Below are 21,370 nucleotides of genomic sequence, written 5' to 3' on the forward strand. Positions count from 1 at the left end.
GCTCGAGAGTGCTCGGAGCCTGCCCGGCCTCTTCTGCGGTCAGGTCCGGGCCGAGGAGCCGGGCCAGAACCTGGGGCAGCCTTCTGCCGGTCCCGTGCACGGCGTCCAACGACGGCCGGTCGGTCCTACGCACCGCCTCCCACTGATGAGGGGCCCGGGTTTGCACTTGCGCTGCCGGACGGTCGGCCGAGCGGGGAACAACGGGAGAGCCCCGGCTCGGGACCGGCCTTCGGCCCGGCTTCGGAGCGGGCGCCCCGGGGGCGCCGGGCAACAGCCGTCGAGGTGGTCCCCGGGCCCGCGTTCGGCACCTGCGTTCGCCGCAGTCGGCTCCCCGCCCGTGTGCGGGACGGGGTTCCGACGCCGGGCGCCTCGGCGCACCGGGCAGGCCGGGTGGCGGACTGCCGGTGCGGCGCTTCGGTGTGAAGCGCCCCGCGTGGTGGTGCCCGGGAGTCGGGGCCGACTGCCCGTCAGGGCGTGCCCGCCTCCTCCTCGGTGGGAGGCTCGGCGGATGCGGACGGATGGTCGGTTGCCTCGTGCAGCAGCTGTGCCGGCCAGGCCTGTGGTTCATCGGCCCTGGGGAAGTACGGGAGGAGGAAGTTCTCGATGCGTTGCTGGAGTTCTTCGGCCGTTTCAGGGTCCGGTTCCAGTCCTGCGGCGACGTACATGGGGATGCGGGCATCCCCGCGCCGCCTGTCGAAGGGGCCTGCCAGTGCCGTCAGATCGGCGAAGGTCGTCGTTCCCGGGTGCGGGCCGGGGAGCGGTGTCACGGCTGTGGCCAGACCCGCGAAGGCCACCTGGGGGTCGGCGTGGCCGAGGGCCTTCAGGTTGTCGCGATGCGTCTGCACGACGGTGGTGAATTCGGCGATCCCGTCCTCCAGAAGTGCCTGCTGGGCCGGGGTCCACCTCGGGTCGTCCAGGAGTCGCCGGGCGTCGTGCTCGAAGGTCCGCAGTTCCATTTCGGCCAGCCCCGCGTAGATCCGCGCGGTGCGGACCGCCTGGTCGCTCTCGGTCGGCGGGTCCAGCCGCAGGGGGCGCTGTCGGAGTGTGACGGCACTGCCGTTCGGGGTTTCCCGGTACTCCTGGCTGAGGATCGTCCACTGCCCCTGGTGGTTCCACAGGACGTTGGTCACTTCGAAGTTGGTGCCCGACGACGACACTCCGCTCTCGTACTCCTCCCAGCCGGACCAGTCCGTCGGTCGGTGGTCGCGACGGAAGATCGCGGCCTTCCAGTTGCTGCCGCGGCTGCTGGGCGACTGGTAGTGCCAGGCAGTGAAGTGGTCGGCCCCCTGACTGCTCGGGGTGACGGTCAGGGCGCAGCCGTTCATCCCGGCCGTGAACACCAGGCCGGATCCGGGCCCGGTCCCCTCACTGGTGACGGGGATGTCGACGTGACCGATCAGGGAGGTGTCGAAGGCCCGGGGCTCCGGGCCGTCGACCAGCCTGGTCGCACCGGACTTGAAGGGAATGTAGGGCGAGGTCAGGTAGCTCCCCTCGGCCGTCATCACCTGGGGGACCTGCCCCTCCCGGCCCTCCACCAGGGGACCGAAGTTCTCCGGGTCGGCCTGGATGTACTTCTCCAGCGCCGGCGTCAGCAGGTACGCGTTCTGGGCCGCCCGGGCCCTCCCGGGCCGGGGGTCCGGGACGAGGACGAACCAGTGCTGCGACTGCTGCCCGACCAGCCGGATGAAGTTCTGCCGCTCGTTCCAGTCGAGCAGTCCGGGGGTACGGACCTCGATCCCGTCCTCCCAGGAGGGGGAGAGCACGTTGTCCTCCAGGAACTGCACGGGCGACGTGGCCAGTGCGTGCTCGGGCGTCGGCGGGACGCCGGGGTCCTCCTGCTGCTCGTCCTCGTCCGCGTGGTCGGCGACGTCCTGGTCGTGCTGGCCGGTCTGGTCGGGGCCGTCGGGTTCGGGGCCGTCGGGTTCGGGGCCGTCCGGGTCGCCGGTCGCGCCGAAGGCGGCGAGGAAGTTCTGGTCGGGGGTCAGGCCCGGGAGCCGGTTCTCGTTGCGGTCGACGGCCGCGGCCCAGACCTTCCAGTCGCCCGCACGGCTGTCGGGCAGTTCGTCCCCGCGCGCGGGGCGGACCTGCCTGGTGCTGGCGTCGACCCAGAGCAGCCGACCGTCCGCGGTGTGCACCAGGGCGACGGCGTGGCCCTCCTCCCCTTCCCTGCCGAGCATCACGGTGGCGAACGAGCCGGGGCCGCCGTCCCGGACCTTGGTCAGGAGGTCGTTGACCGCGGGCTGCCCGGTGCCGAACAGGTGCGGCAGGTCGTGGCGCTTCTGGAGCATCCAGGCGGGGTGCAGTTCCATTGTGGCGGTCAGGGTCTGCCCAGAGGGGCGGGGCCGGCCGAAGTGGGTGTCGCGGTACGCCTCGACGTTCTCCAGGCAGCTGTGCAGGTCGTTGCCGAAGCGGAAGCCGGGCGCGGGGCCCGCCGGGGCGATGTGCGGGTTGACCAGGTGGAGCAGCTCCGGGGTCGGCAGCGGGAAGCGCTCGCCCTGCGTGAGCTTCTCCAGGGCCTCGTACTGCTCCTCGCTCGCGCGCCGGTAGCCGCGGCCGTCGAGGACCGCGTCGCTGTTCTCGTACGCCGGGGTGCGGCGGCGCGTGGCCGGCGGGGCGTCCGGGTCGGTCGGCTGCACGCGCAGGGACAGCTCGTCGCGGCCGCGCTTGAGGCCGCTGCCGTTGCCGTGTCCGGTGGAGGGTTCGTACGAGGTCATCAAGACGTCGCCGCCGTGGTCCACGGTGACCGGCGGAGGGGGCGGTGCGTCGGTCCCTGTCGGCCCCGACGTGTTCTGGTCCTGCGACCGGGCCGTGTCGTCGGCGGGGATCATCTCGATGTCACCGTCGGACGGACTCGACGACGTGGAGGAGGAGGGGTGGTCACCGCTGCGCGGGCGTACCGGGCCGAGCGTCAAGGGCGCGGCGGGGAGCGACGGGCCGCCGCTGCGCGGGCGTACCGGTCCGAGCGTCAAGGACGCGGCGGTCGGCCGCGGTGCCGTCCCCGCGCCGCCCCGGCCCGGTGACCCGAAGCCCCCACCGGACCGAGGTGCCGGGTCGGACACGACGGGCCGGGTCGTCACCGGGCCGGTCACGACCGTGGGCGGTGCGGCGGGCGGCTGTGTGGGGGTCTCCGGGGCGGGTGCGACGCTCTGGGGTGTCCGGTTGCCTCCGCTCGGTCCGGCGGTGGTGGCGGTGTTCGACGGACCGGCTGCCGCAGGGGAATTGGCCGTGCCGGTCCGGTTGGTCGGCCTTGGAAGCCAGAGACCGCGGAACGCGTCGTACTCCTCCTTGGGCATCGGGGATCCGGCCTCGGTGACGTTCTGGCGGAGGTGGTCGGACAGCGCCTCCCCGGCCTGCTTGAGTGCGGCCGTCGCGGCCTTCCTGGCCTGGACGGCGTCGTCCAGCGTCTGCCGGGCTGCATCGACCTCCCCGTTCTCTCCGCTGTCCTCGGAGGACTTCAGGACCGTGTCGAGTGCCTCGCGCGCCGCGGTCTCGGCCCTCTTCGCCGTCTCCTCCGCCAGTCGGGCCTCGCGGAGGGCTTCGGCCGGTGGACCGTCCGCGGCGACTTTCCCGTCCCTGACGGCGTCGGTGTACCGCTTGATGCTGTTGGTGATGGCCTTCGTGTCCTTGACGGTGGCCAGCGCCTGGGCCAGCTGCTTGTCCGGCTGGGAGGTGCTGATCGCCGTCTTGACGCGCGCCAGCTCGGTCGGGTCGAGCTTGGCGGTGATGGTCGCGATGTCCCGGAAGTCACGGGCGATCTTCACCGGGTGGTGCGGGTTGGCGGGGCGGCCTGCCATGGCCCGCAGCTTGTCCTCCAGAAGCCTCTCCGGGGCCACCACGGAGAGTTCGACCTTCTCCGTCGGGTCCACGACCGGATGGAACGGCAGCGTCGTGGACTGGACGGGGGCAAGGGTGATGCTCACCTCGACGCCTGCGGCACCGGGAGCGGCCGAGGTGCTGGGATTGCCCTGGGGGTCCACCATGACGCCGTACCGGCCGGTGACGGTCGTCGGCCTCCTCGCGGCCCCGTTGCCACTGGGAGGCTCGACGATCCGGCCGTCCGTGAGAAGGTTCACGGCCAGGTGTTCGAGGACCTTCCTGCTGTCCGCCGGAGTGAACCGGGGGATGTCCAGCCGCATGTCGAGGTCCTTGACGGGACGCCGGTAGTCGACGGCCGCCACTCCGCCGCCGCCCCCCAGGGTGAGCGTTGCATCCGCGTATCGCTTGAGACTCTCGTCCAGCTCCAGCACCCGCCGGATCTCCGACTGGAGGAGTGCGGCCATGCCGAACCTGAACTCCGACTCGACGTCCTCGGGCCTCGAGGTGTCGTTCGCGTCGACGGTGTGGTCCGCGGTGTCGGTGGAAAGGCTGTCGGTCGACGGATTCCGGACCGGCCCGAGCGGGAGCCCGGGACCGGTGGGCGGAGGCGGTGGCACTGTCCCGCCCGGTGCCTGAGCGGAGGGCGAGGGCGCGGTGACCCGGGTGGCTGGTCCTGCGGGCGACGACGTGTTGGTGTCGAACAGCCGGTGCAGGTCGGCGAGCGCGTCGTTCGCCGCGACGGGGTTGGCGCCGGCGGGGAACGGTGTCCGGCCGGTGCCGTACAGCTTCTCCAGCAGCGGCAGCAGCTCGGGCTCGTTCGCCCGCACCCACGCCCGGCCGTTCGCCCGGGCGTCCCAGGTGTACGGGTCTGCACCGTGGTTGGTGCCGAGGTAGGCGTTGGTGACCTGGGCGAAGTACTCCAGTTCGTTGGTGGCGCCGTAGTTGTCGAAGTCCGGGTTGGTGCTCCAGCGCCTGCCGTCCGACCAGTTCATCGGGCTGTCCTCGCCGAACATCCGGGTGAAGTCGTCGGTGGCGATCTTGCTCTGGTACGCCTCGGTGATCAGACGCTTGTCCTCGTCGGAGAGGCCGAACTGGTGGATGGTGTGGGCGAATTCGTGCGTCGTGGTGGAGTAGCCGTCCTCGTAGTGCAAACCCGGGCCGACCGTGGTGTGCTCGCCGAGCAGGTTCTCCTCGGTGATCGCGGTGTGCAGCCCGCCGGAGCCCCGGACGTCGTCCCAGAGGCGGCCGACCCCCGGAGCGCCGCCGGTGTAGGTGCCGGCCAGGTTGCCGAAGCCCGGGACCTCGGTCATCTTCACGTCCTTCGGAACCACCGTGACGCCGGCCCCGCTCTTCAGCAGCCTCGCCGTCGTGTCGGGATCCCGGAGCATGTCGGTCAGGGCCGCTTCGGCGGCCGTCCGCGCTGCGGCCGGCTGCTCGCACCGGGGGTCGACGTGCAGCATGAACTGCACCGCGACGGCGGCGAACTCGACCGGCGGCAGCTCGGCGCGGAGCCGGTCGACCAGGGCGTGGTTCCGGCCGATCCACCGCCGGTGCTCGGGCTCCAGCTCGGCCAGTGCCCGGGCGCGGTCCTCCGGTGCCATCGTCGGCAGGCCGTCGACCAGCTGGGTCACCCGGTCCGCCCCGACGGTCTGGAAGTACCGGTGGTCGAACCCCTCCGCCTGCCACGAGATCTGGCTGTCATTGCGGGGCGGCCGTACTCCGACCGAGGAAGGGCCTCCCACGGCCGGGGTGCCGGGGGTCGGCGGTACGGCGGGCGGTACCGGGGGCGGCGGCGGGGCCGCCCGGTCCGTGCGGTCGGCCGAGCGCGGTGAGTCCGGCGGCGGGGCGGACGAACTCGGCTGATCCGAAGGGCCGATCGACGACTGGCCGGTCGGAGGCTGGCCGATCGGAGGCTGGCCGATCGGAGGCTGGTCGGTCTGAGAGGGATCGGTCTGAGAGGGATCGGGTTGGGCCTGGTCGGTCGCGAACTGGTCCGGCTGGGGCGGGACGGTCCGGGCGGTCGGTACCTTCAGGCCCACCGTGTAGGAGTCCTCACGCCCGCCCGGCTCACCCGGCTGGCCGGCGTACTCCTGGGTCAGGATCATCCAGCGCGACATCGAGGAGTCCCACCACAGCATGTTGGTGGCTCCCCAGATCGGGGGCTGTCCCGGCCTTTCGTGGTGGTACTTGTCGTGCCCGTACCAGTCGGTCGGTTGCAAATGCTCGCGGAACGCGTCCGCGGCCGTCGAGTTGCTGTCGGGGCTCTGGAAGTGCCACGCGAGGAAGCTGCCGTCGTCCGGGCCCGGCGTGACCGCGAGAGCGCAACCGTTCATGGGCGGGGTCACCACGAACTGGGGCCTCCCGGCCTCGACCGGGTCGGTCGGGACGGTGCTGACCCCGACGTTGCTCACCCTGGGCGGGGCGCCCGCGCTGTCGGGGAGGACCGAGGGGGCGCCGTTCAGGTACGGGACGTGAATCGCCTCCAGGTAGGGGCGGTCCGACGTCAGCCGGTCGGAGGGCACCGGGGGGAGCTTGTTGAGAACCGGGTCGGCCGAGATCTCGGCGGCGTACTTCTCGACCGCCGGGGTCAGCAGGTGGACGTACGTGCCCGTCGGCTTCGGGGCGCCGCCGCCCGGCAGGGTGGTCAGTTTCTCGGCCGGCACCTTGGCCAGGACGAAGTAGTGCGTCCTGCCGTCTTCGGAGTTCTGGTTGAGCCAGTTGAGGAACGCGCTGCAGTGGGCCTTGTTCCAGCCGGGGGCCATGCGGTGCATCAGCCCCTCCAGCATGTCGCACTTGACCAGGTTGCTGTCGAGGAACGCCTCCGGGTCCGTCGTGAGACTGACCACGGCGCCGTCGTCGGCGGTGTCCTGCGGCGGGGAAGGTGCGAAGAACCGCCCGAAGAAGCCTCGGCCCGGCGGGTTCTGCTGGGTACGGCTCGCGGTTGGTGTCCTGCCGGTGCTCGGCCCTGCGGTGCTCGAACCGGGGACCGGGTTACCTGCGCCCGGACCGGCGGCCGACGGGGCAGCGGCCGACGTCGGCGGAGGCACGCTGCCGGACGGGGGAACGTCGGGAGCCGTGGGCGGCGGGGGCGGCACCAGGTCCGGGCTGCCGCCCGGCGGCGGAGCGACTGGCGGTGTCCGGAGGGCACTCGGGCCCGAGGCGATGCGGGTGGTGCCGTCGGCCGGGGAAGCGGTCGGGGGCTGCCGGGGGGTGTCCTGGTCGACGGCCGGGCTGTCCGGGGCGGTGTGACGGGACGTGGTGGGAGCGGGGGTGTCGGAGGCCTCCGGCTCCGCGTGAGGCGGCGCGGGCGGCGGGGCCTGCTCGGCCCGGCCCTCCGGTGCAGTGCGCGGGACGGACGCGTCATCGATGGTGGACGGCGGTGTGGTGTCGCGATCCGGATCGGCCTCGGTTGTGACCGGGCGGGATGTCAGGGTGTCGTCCGAGTCGGGGGCGGGGCCGTTGTGTTCGGGTGTGGAGTCGTGCAGCGGGGTGGGAGCCGGAGGGGCCTCGTACGGGGTGAGGGGGTTGTGGGGGGTGGTTGTCTCGGTGGGGGTGCCGCTGGGTCCCTGGTAGGGGGTGGCGCCGGCGGTCGGGGTGGTGTCCGGGGAGCCGCTGCGGGTGGTGGAGAAGGCGCGCGGTGCGTCGGACTGCTCCGGAGTGGTGCCGCGCGGGGCGGCGGCCGGTGCGTCCGCGTCCGACCAGAAAGGGTACGGGGCCGGGGCACCGGTCGGGGCCGGGCTGCCGGGCGGGGTGTCGGACGGGTCCGGGCGGTCACCGGAGGACGAGGGGGCGGAGGCCCGGGACGGCTGCGACGACGGGCTCGGCGAGGCGTCGGCCGAGGACGGGCTCGGCGAGGCGTCGGCCGGGGACGGGGCCGACGAGCCGTCGGGCCGACGGATGCGGGTCTCGGGGTCGGCGTCGCCGCCGGACTGCGGAAGGTCGCCGGTGTCCGGGATGTCCCCGGCGGCGAACCGGCCCTTCAGCGCGGACGCGCCGCGCATGACGCCGACGTTGCCGGCACCGCTGAGGGCGGAGCCGCCCAGGCCGGCCCCGTCCACCTCGCCGGTGGTGGCCAGCTGTGCCGCCACGTCGCCGGCCACGTCGCTCAGCGCGCCGTGGACCATCTGGGCGGGCAGCGAGTCCATGTGCTTGCCGATGAGCTTGTTGCCGGCCGCCCCGAGGCCCTTGCCGGCCAGGCCTCCCGCCGCACCGCCGACCGCTCCCCCTGCCGCGCTCATGCCGAGCTCCTTGCCGTCCAGCGTCTTGCGGTTGCCGGCCGCGAGCTGGATGGTCTGGGCGAGCAGGTTGATGGCGACCTCCTGGAAGGCCTCCTTCAACGCGATCACGAGGATCTCCTTGGCCAGCCGGCTCAGGATCTGCTTCACCGTCTCCCGGCTCGCCGCGACAGCCGCCGGGATGGTCGCCAACGAAGCACCCGCCGTGACCGGTGCGGCGGCCTCCGCGGTGGCGATCTCGTAGGCCAGGATGCCGAGTTGGGCGACGATGGAGATCTTCGCGGTCTCGGTGGAGTTGGCCATCGCCTCCAGGGCGTCGGCCATCGCGTTGCACGCCTTGGTCATGCCGGGGAAGAAGCCGGGCTTGTCGCCCTCCACGGGGAGGACGAGCTTGGCCCACTGCTTCTCCAACGCCTCGGCAGAGGCGCCCTGTTGGCCGTCGAGGGCGCGCCTGACCGCGGAGTCGGCGGCCCGGCCGGACTCGTCGACGGTCTCGGCGGCGGCGCGCCAGCGACGCGCCATGTCCCGCATCAGGTCCTCGTCGCCTTCCGGCCAGCGGGACCCGGCAAGCAGCATCAGCACCCACTGCAGGGGCTCGGGAAGCTCAACGGCCATGGCGGATCAGTGCCTTCCGGGGTTGGTGGTACGGCCGGACGCGATGTCGCGGTAGACGGAGCCGATCGGCCCGGGTGCAGGCGCCGGAAGCTCCGGTTCGCCGAAGCCGGAGAGGCTGAACTGCTCGGAGTCCTCGTAGCTGTCGGCCAGGCCCTTGAGCCGCTTGCCGATGGTCTCGACGACCTGCGGCAGCGCCTTCAGACCCTCGATGACGTCCCGGGCGTTGGCCCGGTAGCCCGGCTCGCCGTCCTCGCCGTTGGCGAACTTCTTGCCCGAATCGTCGTTGCCCCAGGGGGCGTTGTCGTGCATGCCGAGCATGTAGGCGCTCAGGCCCGTGGACAGTTCCCTGAGCTGGTCGGCCACGCCCAGTACGGGACCGGCGGCAGCCCGGTACTGCTCGGGAATGGCCACGAACCCGCCGGCCGCGACAACACCCGGGGAACCGGACCGGGCGGCCGACTCCGTGCCGCCCCGAAGGGCCGACAACGCCCCGTCGGGACCCCTCAGGGCGCCCTCCGCACCGGGAGTCACCGCATTGCCCGCAGCCGCTCGGAGCGTACCGGGCGCCGCGCCCTCCGTGCTCGCGGCCGCAGCCGCGGCCGCACCGGACACCGGACCGCCGTCCGGAGCCTGGCCGACGGCCGCCCGAACGCCCGGCACAGCACCGTCGGCGGCGACCCCGGCCGCGGCCGACCGATCTCCCATGACGGTGGCGAACGGATCGCCGGTGGACGCGGATCCCCGCCGCGCGGCAAGGGATTCACCGGCAACAGCCGCAGCCGGGATGTCACCGGGCACGAAACCCTGCCGCGCGGCAAGGGATTCACCGGCAACAGCCGCAGCCGGAGTGTCACCGGGCACGAAACCCTGCCGCGCGGCGACGAACTCCTCTCCGGCCGACGCCCCGGACCACGCCGGGGTGCCGTCGGCACCCGGGAAAACGGGCTCGGCAGGCGCAGCGGGCGCGGCCGGGTGGACGGCCTCGGTCACCGGGTGGACGAACGCCGGCCTCGTGCCGAACGGATCCTCGACCGCCCCCGTCCCGACCGGCGTCGCCTCCGCCGGGGTCGTGCCGTCGGGGTGGCCGGTCCCCGATGGCGTGCCGGGCGAGGCCTGGCGGTAGTGCGGTGTGGCCGCGGCTGCGGCGCTGTCGCCCCAGAGCGGCGCGGCTTGCGGTTCCATGGCGGCCCGCCACGGTGTCACCGCCTCGGCCTGCCGGAACTGCGACGGTTCATCCACGGAGGTCATGACGGTTCCTCATCAGATCGGAGCGGTTGGACGGGGGTGCTGCGGGACGGGAACGTGCGCACTTCAGGTGCGGGGTGCGCCCTCCGCCGAGGTGCCGGCGATCCGGACGAGCGCCGCACGCAGGAACGGGCTGGGCACGTCGTAGCCGCCCTCCTGCCGGATCGGCGCCGGCGCGCCGCCCGTGGCCGCACCGCCGCCCGCGCCGCCCCCGGCGGACGCCGCTGCCGCACCCGGCGCCTCCGCGTCGGGGCGTCCGCGCCGCTCGGCCGCCGAGCGGGCCCGTTCCAGGTAGGCGTCCTCCGTCGGGGCGTCCCGGCCGCCCGTGGCCGCCGCAGCCTGCCTCGTCTCCCCCGCCGTGCCCGTGGCGGCCGGTCCGGCCGCCGCCGGGGTGTCCCCGCCGGTCGCCGCCGCCGTGGTGGCCGCGCCCGTGCCGGCTGCCGCACCGGCCGTGTCCTCCGGGGAGGTCCCGGTGCCGAGCAGTGCGCCGGCGAGCTGAGTCATCAGGTCGCCGCCGGCCGCGGCCGGCTGGGCGGCGGCCGTGGCGGCGGCCGCCGCGGGGCCTTCACCAGGTGACGACCCGCGTGCCTCGTCCAGCCACTGGCGCCGCATCCGCTCGAAGTACGGGTTCACCTGTTGGTGCTCGACCTGGTCGCCGCCGAGGATGCCGGTGTCCGCGCCGCGGCGGCGGTCGTCCTTCTCCTCCTTGCCGCCGAAGCGGGTCGGGCGGACGAACCGGTTGCCGGTCCCGCCCCTTCCGCCGCCCGCGCCGCCTGCGCCGCCGCCCATCATTCCGGCGCCGGGCATCCCCATGGCTCCCCGGCCCGCGGCACCCGCCGTCGTGCCGGCAGCGGCCGTCCCGCCCGCGCGCCCCGCCGCGGCGCCCGTCGCTCCGGTGCCGCCGACCGTCCCGGCGCCGCGGCCGTACCCGGCCGCACCGGAGAGGCCGCCGAAGGCACCCGGCACGCCGGGCGAGTAGCCGCCTCCGCCGCCCGAACCGCTGCCGCCGCCGGCCCCGCCGCCCGACCAGGGGCTGAGCCCGGCGGCGTCGCCGCTGCCGCCCCGGAAGGCGGGGTGGCCGGCCAGGCTGAGACCGGGCGGCTGGACGGCGGGTTTGAACAGGGGCTTCCCGTCAGGGCCCAGTCCGCCGCCGAGGTGCGGGTTCTTGACCTGCGGCGGCCGGTACGGCTTGATGTTCCCCGCCTTGCTCGGCTGCCCGCCGCCGGCGCCTCCGCCCGCGCCGCCCGGCCCGCCGCCGCCCGGCCCGCCGCCGCCGGGGCCGCCGCCGCCGGGGCCGCCGCTCTCCGTACCGCCGCCGCCCGTGCCGGTGTCGCCCAGGCCGGGCGGCGGGGGCGTGAGCGAGTTGATGCCGGTGCCGGGGGGCGGGGCGGTTCCGCCGCCGGGGACCTTCTTCTCCGTCAGGTCGCACACCTGCGTCGCCGCCTCGGTCGCGGCGCTGTGGTCGGCGCCGCGCCGCAGCATGGTGTCGACGCCGCCGGTGACCCCCTTGACGTAGCCGTGGTACAGCTCGACCGCCGAGTCGATGCCCTCCGACTGGGCGATGTCGTCGTTCTTGCCCGCCGGGTTCTCCTCGATGTACTTCTTCGCGTACTCGAGCTGGTTGATCATTTCGTTCTTGGTCTCGGTGATCGCCGTCGCGGCTCCCCTGAGGTGGACCTCCACCATCTTCCCGGCCGTCAGGACCGTTCCGGCGTGCGAGTTCTCACCGGCGGCGTACTTCTCCAGGTAACGCTGATAGGCGTCCGCGGCCTCGCCGGACATGTGCGCGAAGGCCTCCTGGGCGTGTCCGCAGATGGTCCGGATCCGGGCGTCGGCGATCTCGTTGAACTCCGCCCAGGCCGCCGCGAGGTCGTTGATGCGCTCCTCGTTGCCGTCGGGGAAGAGGACGTCCTTGCCCTCGTCGTTGCTCTGCAGTGTCTTGAGCACGTCCTCGAGGTCGGCGGGCAGTTCGATCTTCACCGTGGGTCACTCGTTTCCTGGTCGAGGCTGTGGGGCGGACGGATGCCGGGGCGGAGCGGGCCGGACGTCACATCAGGTTCGGGTGCCCGGCGCCGGGCGACGGCCTCGGGGGCTCGGGGCGGTCGTCGGCGTGGTTGTGGCCGAGCGGCGGCGGGGTCGCCGGGACGTACCCGGACCCGGCCTCCGGCAGGGACCGCAGCGGAACGGCCGGACCAGCGGCGAGCCCGGCGAGCAACCCGGAGTGCTCGGCGTCGTTGCCACGGTGGTTGCCGCACATCAGCTTCAGGTTGGCGGCGACCTGGGCGGTGTTCTCCAGGAACGCCTTGACGGCCTCGAGGGCCTTCTTCTGCTGCTCGGCCAGCCCGATCACCGAGGCGGTGGCACCCCCCAGGGACTTGCCGACCAGGTCGGTGCCGTAGATGTCGTCCTTGACGGTGCCGACGTACGTGGACAGCTTGATGTACGCCTCCTCCAGGTCGTCGTGCATCCGCCGGATCATCGCGGCGGCGTTGTCGACCTCGTCGAGGTTGATGCTGAAGGAACTCGATGCCATGGCTTCCGACTCCGGGGTTCAGGGCGAACGGACGGCGTTGTGGTTGGGGCCTGTCCGGCAATTCACGGTCCGGCAATTCACGGCGGATCGGTGTGCGACGTCGGGCGCCCGTCCGAACGTCCACCCGAGTCGGCCTCGTACTGGACGTCCTCGGGCGATTCGGGCGTGCGTCCGGACGTGGGGGCGCCTCCCGGCCGAAGGCTGGGAAGGATCCGGCGTCGCGCACCCGGCAAGATCCGCCGGACAGGCCCTAAAGCGCGAGCGCGCCGCCCGGGCCGACGACGTGCAGGCCGGCCCCGTCGAAAGCGATGGCCAGCGGAGTGCGGTCCAGCTGGGCCTCGTTGACGAGCGCGCCGCTGGCCAGGTGCCACAGCCGCAGGGTCGCGGCGGTGTCCCCGGCGGCGACCAGCACCTCGCCGTCGAGTTCGCGGCAGATCAGCGAGCGGACCTCGCAGGTGCCGCCGGCCAGGTCGCCGACGGTGTGGCCGCCGAGCACGTCCCAGCCCAGGACGGAGCCGTCCGCGCAGCCGGCCAGGACGACGGCCCGGCCGGCCAGGCTGCCGAGCGCCAGGGCCGCGGCAGGCTCCCGCAGCCCGGTCAGCACCGGACCGGCCTGGCCGCCGTCGAGGTCCCAGAGCCGGACGGAGCGGTCACGCCCGGCGGTGGCCAGCAGCCGGCGGCCGTTCACCTCGCCGACCGCCAGGGCGGCCACGCCGTCCCCTGGCGCGGCCGACAACTGCCGCACCGGCGCGCCGTCGGCGGCCTGCCGGACCCGGACGGTGCCCTCGGCGCCGGCGGACACCAGGACGGCCGCCGCTCCGGGCACGGGATCGCCGAAGGCCAGCGCGGTGACCGGGCCGGCGTGCGGCGTCGGCACCGAGAGCGGCGAGCCGTCGCGCAGCCGGTGGCAGCGCACCGCGCCCGCGACGGTGCCGCAGACCAGGACCGGCTCGTCCGCGGACGCCAGCACCGCCACCGAGCCGACCGGGCCACCGTCGGGCTCCAGGCCGTACAGTTCGGTCCGGGTGGCCGCGTCCCAGAGCCGGACCCGGCCGTCGCCGTAGCCGGCCACCAACAGCGGCCGTCCGTACAGCTCGCCGACGGCCAGGGCGTTGACCGGTGCCGTGCCGGTACCGGCCGACCGCTCGGGCTCGCAGGCACCGACCGGCTTGCCGCCCGCGATCTCCCAGAGCCGGATCCGGCCGCGTTCGTCGCCGGAGGCCAGCAGGTCGGTACCGGCCACCGTGACGGCCACCAGCGAGGTCGGCCAGCCGCCGCCGGCCGGGCGGCCGCCGAGTGCCGTGCCCGTGTGCACGTCCCAGGTGCGCAGGGTGTTGTCGAGGGCGGTGGAGGCCAGCACGGGGCGGCCGTCCGACTCGGTGAAGGCGAGGCCGGTGACGGTGGCCGAGTGGCCGGTGAGCACCGCGACGGGCCGGCCGGTGGCCAGGTCCCAGAGCCGGACCGTGTGGTCCTGTCCGCCGGTGGCGAGCAGCGCCTGGTCGCCGAGCGGGAGCACCGCCAGTGCGGTGACCGGGCCCTCATGGCCGACCAGCAGGTGGAGCTGCGCGCCGGTCGAGGCGTTCCAGACCCGGGCGGTACCGTCGGGCGCGCCGGCGACGACCAGGTCGACGTCGGCACAGCGGGCGTGGAGCAGGGCCCGGACGCCCAGGCTGCCGACGGCGAGCAGGCCGAGGGCCTTGCCGTCCTCGGCCTGCCAGGCACGGACCTCGCCCCGGTGCCCGCCGGAGAACACCAGCGGGACGCCCTGCACCAGTGCGGCGGCCACCACCTGCGTGCCCTCGCCGCCCGAAGTGCCGTGCACCAGAACGCCGGTGGCCGCGTCCCAGACCTGGACCGAGCCGTCCACGGCACCGACCGCGAACAGCTCCCGGCCGCCGGCCGTGCCGAGTGCGACCGCGGTGGGGACCAGACCCGCCCCGCCGTCGGAGCCGCCCAGCGAGCCGCCTTCGCCGAGGCGGCCGAGCTCGAATCCCTGCCCGCCCTCGGCCAGCGCGAAGGCGGGCCGTCCGTCGACCGTACCGATGGCGGCGGCCGGGCGCACCTCCGTGACTTCCGGTCCCACCGTCTCCGACTGCAGGACGGCGAGCGGGAGTTGGCCGAACTCCAGTGGCTGGAGCAGCTGGAAGGCGAGAGCCTCCACCAGCCTCGCCGCCGGCGGCACGGGCGTGTCGGTCCCGTCCGTCCAGCAGGTGTCGCCGACGGTCAGCCGCCGTGCCGCCGGGTCCGCGGCGGCCGGCCGGCCGGCGGATTCCGCCGCGGGCGGCGCCGGTGTGCCGGGAGTGGCGCGCAGGGCGGCCAGCAGCCGCTGCGGCACTGCTTGGTCCAGCTGCCCGCGCCGGACCGTTTCCCCTGCCGGTGTCCGACGCTCGACCAGCAGGGCGCTGTCCTCCTCGATCGTCAACTCAAGTCTTCCAGAGGTGAGTTCATGCGATCCAGCAGTGAAGCGAACCTTGCCGGGCACCAGGCCTCCAAGATCGTCGAGTCGGAGAAGCAGCAGAGGGGACCGCCGGGCGGCAGACGCCGCACGCCGCAAGAACGCACAGGTGCGCGGTCGGCGGCTCGCCACGGGCGGGCCGGTGTCAGGCTCCCGGTCCGGTCACCTTCGCGGCGCCCGCCGCGTGATCCGACCGCCGTCACCCGATCGGCGGGCGGGCGGTCCGCAACGGCAACACCGGTGCGCGGGTGACGAACTGACGGGGGTTCTCCGTGGCGTCGTCGGCACCCGCGGCACGGCAAACGCCGTGGCGAGGCGGAGTCCGGGAGAGCGGCCGACGCCGGTCCGGCGGGCCCGGCTCCCCCGGACAACGTGTCCAGTCGAACACGTCGAGTGGCCGGCGGGCCAGGCGGTTCCCCCGGCAGAAATGGCGTCCGGCATACTTCTGCCGGGGCGGCGACCGTGCCGGACCTCGCCGACCAGGGGAGATCGGCCATGAGCACCGGTACGGCGGGCGCGGACGACTTCGGCCGGCGGCTGCGCGAGCTGCGCACGAGCGCCGGACTCAGCCAGGAACAGCTGTCCCACGCGGCCGGGGTGAGCGTCCGCGCACTCGCGGACCTGGAACGCGGACGGGCCCGCGGCCCGCAGCGCCGCACCGTGCAGGCCCTGGCGTCCGCCCTCGGCCTGGACGAGACCGGCGCCGCGGAACTGGAGCGGGCCGCCAGCCTCGGACGGCCCCGCCCCCGACCGGCCGGCGCGGCCGTCCACGGCACCCTCACCCTGCCCCGCGACGTCGGCGACTTCACCGCGCGCGACCGGGCCCTCGCCGACCTGTGCGCGCTGGCGGAAGGCGCCGACCCCGCCCATCCGCCGGTCACCGTGGTGTCCGGACAGCCGGGCCTCGGCAAGACCGCCTTCGCCGTCCACGCCGCGCACACCCTCGCAGCCCGCTTCCCGGCGGGGCAGTTCGCCGTCGACCTGCAGGGCATGGCCCCCGAGCCGACCGACCCGCGCGAGGCGCTCGGCCGGCTGCTGCGCGCACTCGGTGTGGCCGACCGCGCCGTCCCGGCGGGTACGGACGAGCGCGCGGGCCTGTTCCGCTCGGTGATCCGCGACCGCCGCGTCCTGCTGGTGCTCGACAACGCGGTGGACGAGGACCAGGTCCGCCCGCTCCTGCCCGCCACCGGCCGGTCGCTGACGATCGTCACCAGCCGCCATGCGCTGGCCGGCCTCGAATCGGTGCACCGCACCGAGCTCGGGGTGCTGCGGCGCGAGGAGGCGGTCCGGCTGCTGACCCGCATCATCGGCCCGGACCGGGTGGCCCGGGAGGCCCAGGCCGCCCGCGACCTGACCGAACTGTGCGGGCAGTTGCCGCTGGCCGTCCGGATCGCCGGGCAGCGGCTGGCCGCCCGGCCCGGCGAGCGAATCGGCAAACTGGTCACCCGACTCGCCGCACAGGAGCGGCGACTGGACGTCCTGCAGGCCGGCGGCCTCCAGGTGCGGGCCGCCTTCGCCCTGTCCTACCAGCGGCTCGCACCGGCCACCCGGCGGCTGTTCCGCCGGGCCTCGCTCGCCGCCGGCCCCGACGTCAGCCCCGAAGTCGCCGGCCTGCTCGCCGGCCTGACCGAGGGACAGGCCGCGGACTGTGCCGAGGAGTTGGTCGACGCCGGACTGCTCCTGCCGCACCCCGCCGCCGAACGCTACCGCTTCCACGACCTGCTCAGGCTCTTCGCCACCGAGCAGGTCGCCGCCGAGGACGGCGCCGAGGAGATCGGAGCCGCCCGGGAGCGGACCACCGACTGGCTGCTGCGCCGGGCCACCGCCGCCGGCCTGCGCTTCGACGCCGAACGCCACGGGGACCCGCCCGACGGCGACCCCGACCCCGCCGGAGCCCCCGCCGACCGCGAGGAGGCCCGGGCCTGGCTCGAGGCCGAACGGGCCGACTGGACGGCCGCGCTGCGCCATGCCCAGAGCGCCGGCCGCCACCGCCAGGTCGTCGACGCCGCCGAAGCCATGCACTGGTTCTCCGACCTCTACCAGGAGTGGGAGCTCTGGGCGGAGGTGTACCGGCGCTCCGCCGACTCCGCCCGCGCCCTCGGCAGCCGGCAGGAGGAGGCCGTCCACCTCAACTACCTCGCCTGGGCGAGCAACATCTGCACCCACGACTGGGCGACGGCACTGGCGACCGCCGACGCCGCCCTGGCAGTGGCCCTCGAGATCGGCGACGAGCTCCAACAGGGCTGGGCACTCGGCTACGGCGCGGGCGCGCTGCACCGGCTCGGCCGGCTCGAGGAGTCCATCGACCGGCTCCGCCGGGCCGCCGCCTGCCTCGGCCGGCAGACCTCCCCGCAGGCCGCACTCGGCGAACTCACCATCCTGAACAGCCTCGGCCTGAACCTGTGCCAGGCCGGCCGCCCCCAGGAAGCCCTGCTCGTCCACCGGCGCGCCGAGGCCATCTGCCGATCCGGCGTGCCGGGGCAGTCACCCGAACTGGTCGCCCAGTACCGGGCCGTCATCCAGCACCAGATCGGCAACGACCTGGCGGCCCTCGGCCGCTGGACCGCGGCCAAGGCCGCGCTCCGCGAGGCCCTGGCCTTCTTCGACGAGGCACGGATGCCCGCGTGGGCGGAGCCGGCCAGGCTCGACCTCGGACGCGTGCTGCGTCGGCTGGCCCAGCATCAAGAGGCACGCGAGGCCCTCACCGCGGCCCACGACGGGCTCCGCGAGATAGGACATCTCCGCCACGCCGAGGCCGCCGCCGAGCTCCGGGAACTCGACCGCAGCACCGGCAGCGCGGCCCCATGACCTGAGCGAGAATCGCGGCCGCGACCACGTCGTCGGAGAAGGTCTCTCCCCCGCCGGCCGAAGGGCGGGTTCGAGGTCACCATCACCGGGCCCTGCTCGTAACGCGAGGTTATGAGTTGGAGGAACAGGTTCGCCGCGTCCTGGTCGAACGGGATGTGGCCCACCTCGTCGATGACGATCAGCTTGTAACGGTGTTGATGGTGGTGCGTGGGCCGAGCGGTGCCGGAAGGCCCGGTGTCGCCGCGCGACTGCGCGCCGCCTACGGCCCGGGCATCGCCGTCGTCGGCCAGGACGCCCGGGGGGTGTGGCGGCCGGCTCACCGGGGTGGGAGTGGTCTTCGCCGGTGGGGTTCGGGCCAGGTGCGGTCAAGGATCCCGCCGCCGAGCAGCGGGCCGAGTTCCTCGTCGGGCACGGGCTGCCAGCCGGCGGCGTCCCGGCAGAGGTAGGGGCCGAGCGGCTGTCCTGCGCCGTGGGGGCCGGTGATGGTGCGGCGCCAGCCGAAGGCGACCTCGCCCGTGTCGGAACGGTCCTCGAAACCGGCGGGTGCCCGGCCGACATGGGCAACGACGAACACGTCGAGCTCGCCGGGTGCCCCGTCGCGGTAGTGCCAGTACACGCCGCCCGGTTCGAAGAAGCCCTCATCCACCGCCGCACCTACGCTCCGCGGTTCTCGCGCCCGACGTGCACCGACACGGCCGAAGCTCGTGGTCGTCCCGTCGGCCGCGCGGGACAACGGGGCCACGCCGATCGGGCACCCGGGAAACCGGCTGCGCCGACAGGAACTCACAGCAGCGGTGGTGCCCCGCAGGCGGGCAGCCGTTCTTGCCTCGGCATGTAGACGGCGCCCCGGCCGAAACGTCCCGGCCCGCAGCCTCCCCGCGGACGGCCACCACACCGCACGCCGAAAACCCGGCGGCCCTCTTCACGCCGCAGAGCAGAACGTCCGGGGAACACGTGAACGGAGAGGTCGTCTGATTCATTTCTCTGCCGGCACCGGCGTTTCCGGAGTGGTCCGGTAGGTCGTGACGGGGCCGGCTCCGGTGGCTCTGCGCAACATGATGCCGGTCATGGTCCAGTGGATCCGGGATCCTCGGATGCCCGGTGCCGAAGGGCACGATCCTGCGGCCGACCTCATCCATCAGTCGTCGCGTCCGCAGATGATGCCGTCCCGGTTGCGGTCCAGGTGCATCCGGTCACGGCCGTGCACCTGGAGTTCCCCGAGGCCGTGGGCCGTCAGCCAGGCGCAGCGCGCCCGCGTCGTGCTCCCGACCCCGGGTGGGAAGACCCAGGGCACACACTGCCCGGCCGTGCCGTACGCGTGGTCGCAGCCGTCCGAGCCCGGCTCCTGCGGCACCGGGCTGGCCGAGGTGGGCAGTTGCTCGGGCGAGGCCTTCAGGCCCCGGGCGAAGCCGTGGATGTGCGGTGCCGGGGTCTGCTGGGATGCCGGACGCTGCGCCGGCGCGACGGTCGACGAGGCCGTCGGCAGGATCGTGGTGGTCCCGGCGGCCGTGGCCGCGATCGCGGCCGCGACCAGCAGGGCCGGGAGTGACTTCCTCATGGTCTTCCTCCGGTTGACTGCAGCTCACATCAGGTGCACCCAACTGGCCACCGACGGCACTCCGTCGGCGTTGACGACGAAGAGCATGTAGTAGCCGGGGGGTGCCAGGTTCGGATTGGTGGTCACGTTCAGGTCGGTGCTGCCGTCCGCGTTGACCGTCAACGGCAGGTCCACGAAGCGCTGGTTGGGGTCGGAGGAGTGCGTCACGGCCTCCGGGCGGATCAGCTCGGCCTTGACGATCGGTGTGTCGGTGGTGATCCGCCGGCTGGATCCGTAGGACCAGTGGTCGCCGGCGACCGAGGTGATCTGCGGCCGGGCCCCGCGGTAGAGGTAGGGCGGCGAGTAGATGGAGACGTGCGCGTTCCAACTGCCGTCGGCGGGGTTGTCGCTGACGGACATCACACGGCCGTCCGGCAGCAGGAAGGACGACGAGTGGTAGGTGCGCGCCTGGGGGTCGACGGCCATGCCCGGGGTGAAGGTGTTGGTGGCGGGATCGAACATCGAGGCCTCGTACACCGGGTCGGCCCGGTCATGGAGCCCGCCGCCGGTCTCGAAGACCTTGCCGTCCGGCAGCAGCACCGCCGAGACGTACATCTTGCCCTGGGCGCCGGTCTCCGGTACGCCACCGGTCAGCGTGCCCTGGGGCAGCAGCGGGCCGGGCGTGTACGCGGGGTTGGCGGCCTTGAGGTCGATCAGGTCGGTGAGGCGGTTGGCGTCGGGGTTGGTGACGACGTTGCCGCCGCCGATGGTCAGCACCCGCTGGTCCTGCGCCGGGGGCAGCAGCACGCTCATCGACTGGTCCCGCTGGTCCTTGTTCTGCAGGCCGGGGACGTCGGTGAGGGTGTTCGCGTTGTAGTCGTAGATGGCCGCCCCGGTCCCGGGCGTGCCGTTGCCGAAGACATGGCTGCCGCTGTAGAAGAGCCGCCCGTCCTCCATGAGGATCATCGAGGGGTAGAGGCCGAAGTACGACCAGGTCTGGTTGACCTGCCAGGTCGGCTTCCACTGGTTGGTGCTCGCGGAGAAGAGCTCCTGGGTGACACTGCCGGTGGAGTCCTCGCGCAGTCCGCCGAAGGCGATGACGTCCCCGTTGCCCATCTCGGTCATCGAGGGGTACCAGTGCCCGTCGTTCGCGTCGTTGGTCTGGACGTAGCTCCCGGTGGTCGGGTCGAAGAGGTAGGAACTCTTCAGCCCCTCGTAGCCGTGGGTGGCGTCGGGGTAGGCCTTGTTGCCGCCCATGATCAGGATGCGGCCGTCCGCGAGCATCACGTGCCCGGAGCAGAACATGTCGACCGGTGTCGGGACGGTGGTGAAGGAGCCGGTCTGGGGGTCGTAGACGGCCGAGGTGAAGGTACCGGCCGCGAACTGGTTCGGGTCGTTGCCGGAGCCGGCCATCAGCAGCACCTTGCCGTTGTGCAGGACGACGGCGTGCATGCTGCGCACCGGGTTGTCGATCGGCTGGACCTGCCAGGCGCCCTTGGTGCAGGCGTCGCCCGCGGTGCAGGTGCCTCCGCCGGAGGGGACGGTGGCGTCCTCCATGGTGTAGTCGTCCGTGGTCAGCGTGCCGTCGCCGTACACGGTGACGCCCCAGGTGATCTGGTCCGTGTCCGGGGGGATCTGCGGGGTGCGCACGCTCGTTTGGGTCCAGGCGTCGGTGACGGGAAGGCTCCGCAGGTCGGTCCAGTACTGCCAGCCCAGGGCGGTGTCGTGCCGGAAGGCGGTGACCACGGTGTTCGGCGTGGTCGTCCGGTACCAGAGGCCGAGGTCGTACTGGTGCCCTGGTGTCACCGCCGGGGCGCAGGAAGTGTTTTCGAGCATCATGGTCTTGCGGTCCCCGGTGGTGACCCCGGCCACGGTGACCTGCACGGCGTTGGATCCGCCGTGCGCACCGGTGACCACCTGGTAGGACGCGGTGCCGTTGCCCCAGCCCGCCTGTTCCCAACAGGTCGGCCAGCCGGTGGAGTCGAGGGCCTCGAAGCCCGGGTTGACGATCAGGTTCGCTCCGGCCCAGGCCTGGCCGGTGGCCGACTGGGGGGCGAGGAGGGCCAGCGAGCCGAGGAGGAGGACGGTACGTCGGCGGAACGCGTTCATCAGCATGGGCGCACACA

9 protein-coding genes and 1 pseudogene are annotated in these 21,370 nt (G+C 73.7%); 1 reads left to right on the forward strand and 9 read right to left on the reverse strand.

Annotated elements, in window-relative coordinates; all coding sequences use genetic code 11:
* Window positions 1-467: 467 nt before the first annotated feature.
* The 5 genes from AB0M03_RS09390 to AB0M03_RS09410 all read right to left on the reverse strand — a co-directional run bounded on the left by AB0M03_RS09390 (window position 468) and on the right by AB0M03_RS09410 (window position 14,866).
* Window positions 468-8,666 (reverse strand): nucleotidyl transferase AbiEii/AbiGii toxin family protein, encoded by an 8,199-nt coding sequence (locus AB0M03_RS09390; protein ID WP_363490180.1) that lies wholly within the window; start codon window positions 8,664-8,666, stop codon window positions 468-470.
* A gap of 6 nt (window positions 8,667-8,672) precedes the next feature.
* Entirely contained in the window at window positions 8,673-9,656 is a 984-nt protein-coding gene (locus AB0M03_RS09395; RefSeq protein ID WP_363490182.1) for a hypothetical protein, read from the reverse strand.
* A 321-nt stretch (window positions 9,657-9,977) separates the two neighbouring features.
* Window positions 9,978-11,891, reverse strand: coding sequence for a hypothetical protein (locus AB0M03_RS09400; RefSeq protein WP_363490184.1), 1,914 nt, complete (start codon window positions 11,889-11,891; stop codon window positions 9,978-9,980).
* Between the two features lie 67 nt (window positions 11,892-11,958).
* Window positions 11,959-12,444, reverse strand: a complete 486-nt coding sequence (locus AB0M03_RS09405; RefSeq protein ID WP_363490186.1) for a hypothetical protein — start codon at window positions 12,442-12,444, stop codon at window positions 11,959-11,961.
* 250 nt (window positions 12,445-12,694) lie between these two features.
* Entirely contained in the window at window positions 12,695-14,866 is a 2,172-nt protein-coding gene (locus AB0M03_RS09410) for a WD40 repeat domain-containing protein (RefSeq protein WP_363490188.1), read from the reverse strand.
* A gap of 528 nt (window positions 14,867-15,394) precedes the next feature.
* Between AB0M03_RS09410 and AB0M03_RS09415 the strand changes: the two genes are divergently transcribed.
* Window positions 15,395-17,707 (forward strand): helix-turn-helix domain-containing protein, encoded by a 2,313-nt coding sequence (locus AB0M03_RS09415; RefSeq protein ID WP_363490190.1) that lies wholly within the window; start codon window positions 15,395-15,397, stop codon window positions 17,705-17,707.
* 113 nt (window positions 17,708-17,820) lie between these two features.
* Here the strand turns inward: AB0M03_RS09415 and AB0M03_RS09420 are convergent.
* The 4 genes and pseudogenes from AB0M03_RS09420 to AB0M03_RS09435 form a co-directional block, all read right to left on the reverse strand.
* A pseudogene (locus AB0M03_RS09420) lies at window positions 17,821-18,027 on the reverse strand (hypothetical protein); the annotation flags it as partial.
* Window positions 18,024-18,353, reverse strand: a complete 330-nt coding sequence (locus AB0M03_RS09425) for a hypothetical protein (RefSeq protein WP_363490192.1) — start codon at window positions 18,351-18,353, stop codon at window positions 18,024-18,026. The pseudogene AB0M03_RS09420 and the gene AB0M03_RS09425, both read right to left, overlap by 4 nt.
* A 492-nt stretch (window positions 18,354-18,845) precedes the next feature.
* Window positions 18,846-19,265, reverse strand: coding sequence for a hypothetical protein (locus tag AB0M03_RS09430; protein ID WP_363490194.1), 420 nt, complete (start codon window positions 19,263-19,265; stop codon window positions 18,846-18,848).
* Between the two features lie 24 nt (window positions 19,266-19,289).
* Window positions 19,290-21,359: a galactose oxidase-like domain-containing protein gene (locus AB0M03_RS09435; RefSeq protein ID WP_363490196.1), complete on the reverse strand. Its 2,070-nt coding sequence runs from the start codon at window positions 21,357-21,359 to the stop codon at window positions 19,290-19,292.
* Window positions 21,360-21,370 lie beyond the last annotated feature (11 nt).

The organism is Kitasatospora sp. NPDC051914, from assembly GCF_040680995.1.
GTDB lineage: Bacteria > Actinomycetota > Actinomycetes > Streptomycetales > Streptomycetaceae > Kitasatospora.

What these genes read in the sequence shown, in the direction of transcription:
- AB0M03_RS09390 (WP_363490180.1), bottom strand. Translation starts at nt 8,666, where the DNA reads ATGGCCGTTGAGCTTCCCGAGCCCCTGCAGTGGGTGCTGATGCTGCTT.
- AB0M03_RS09405 (WP_363490186.1), bottom strand. Translation starts at nt 12,444, where the DNA reads ATGGCATCGAGTTCCTTCAGCATCAACCTCGACGAGGTCGACAACGCC.
- AB0M03_RS09415 (WP_363490190.1), top strand. Translation starts at nt 15,395, where the DNA reads ATGAGCACCGGTACGGCGGGCGCGGACGACTTCGGCCGGCGGCTGCGC.
- AB0M03_RS09430 (WP_363490194.1), bottom strand. Translation starts at nt 19,265, where the DNA reads ATGAGGAAGTCACTCCCGGCCCTGCTGGTCGCGGCCGCGATCGCGGCC.
- AB0M03_RS09435 (WP_363490196.1), bottom strand. Translation starts at nt 21,359, where the DNA reads ATGCTGATGAACGCGTTCCGCCGACGTACCGTCCTCCTCCTCGGCTCG.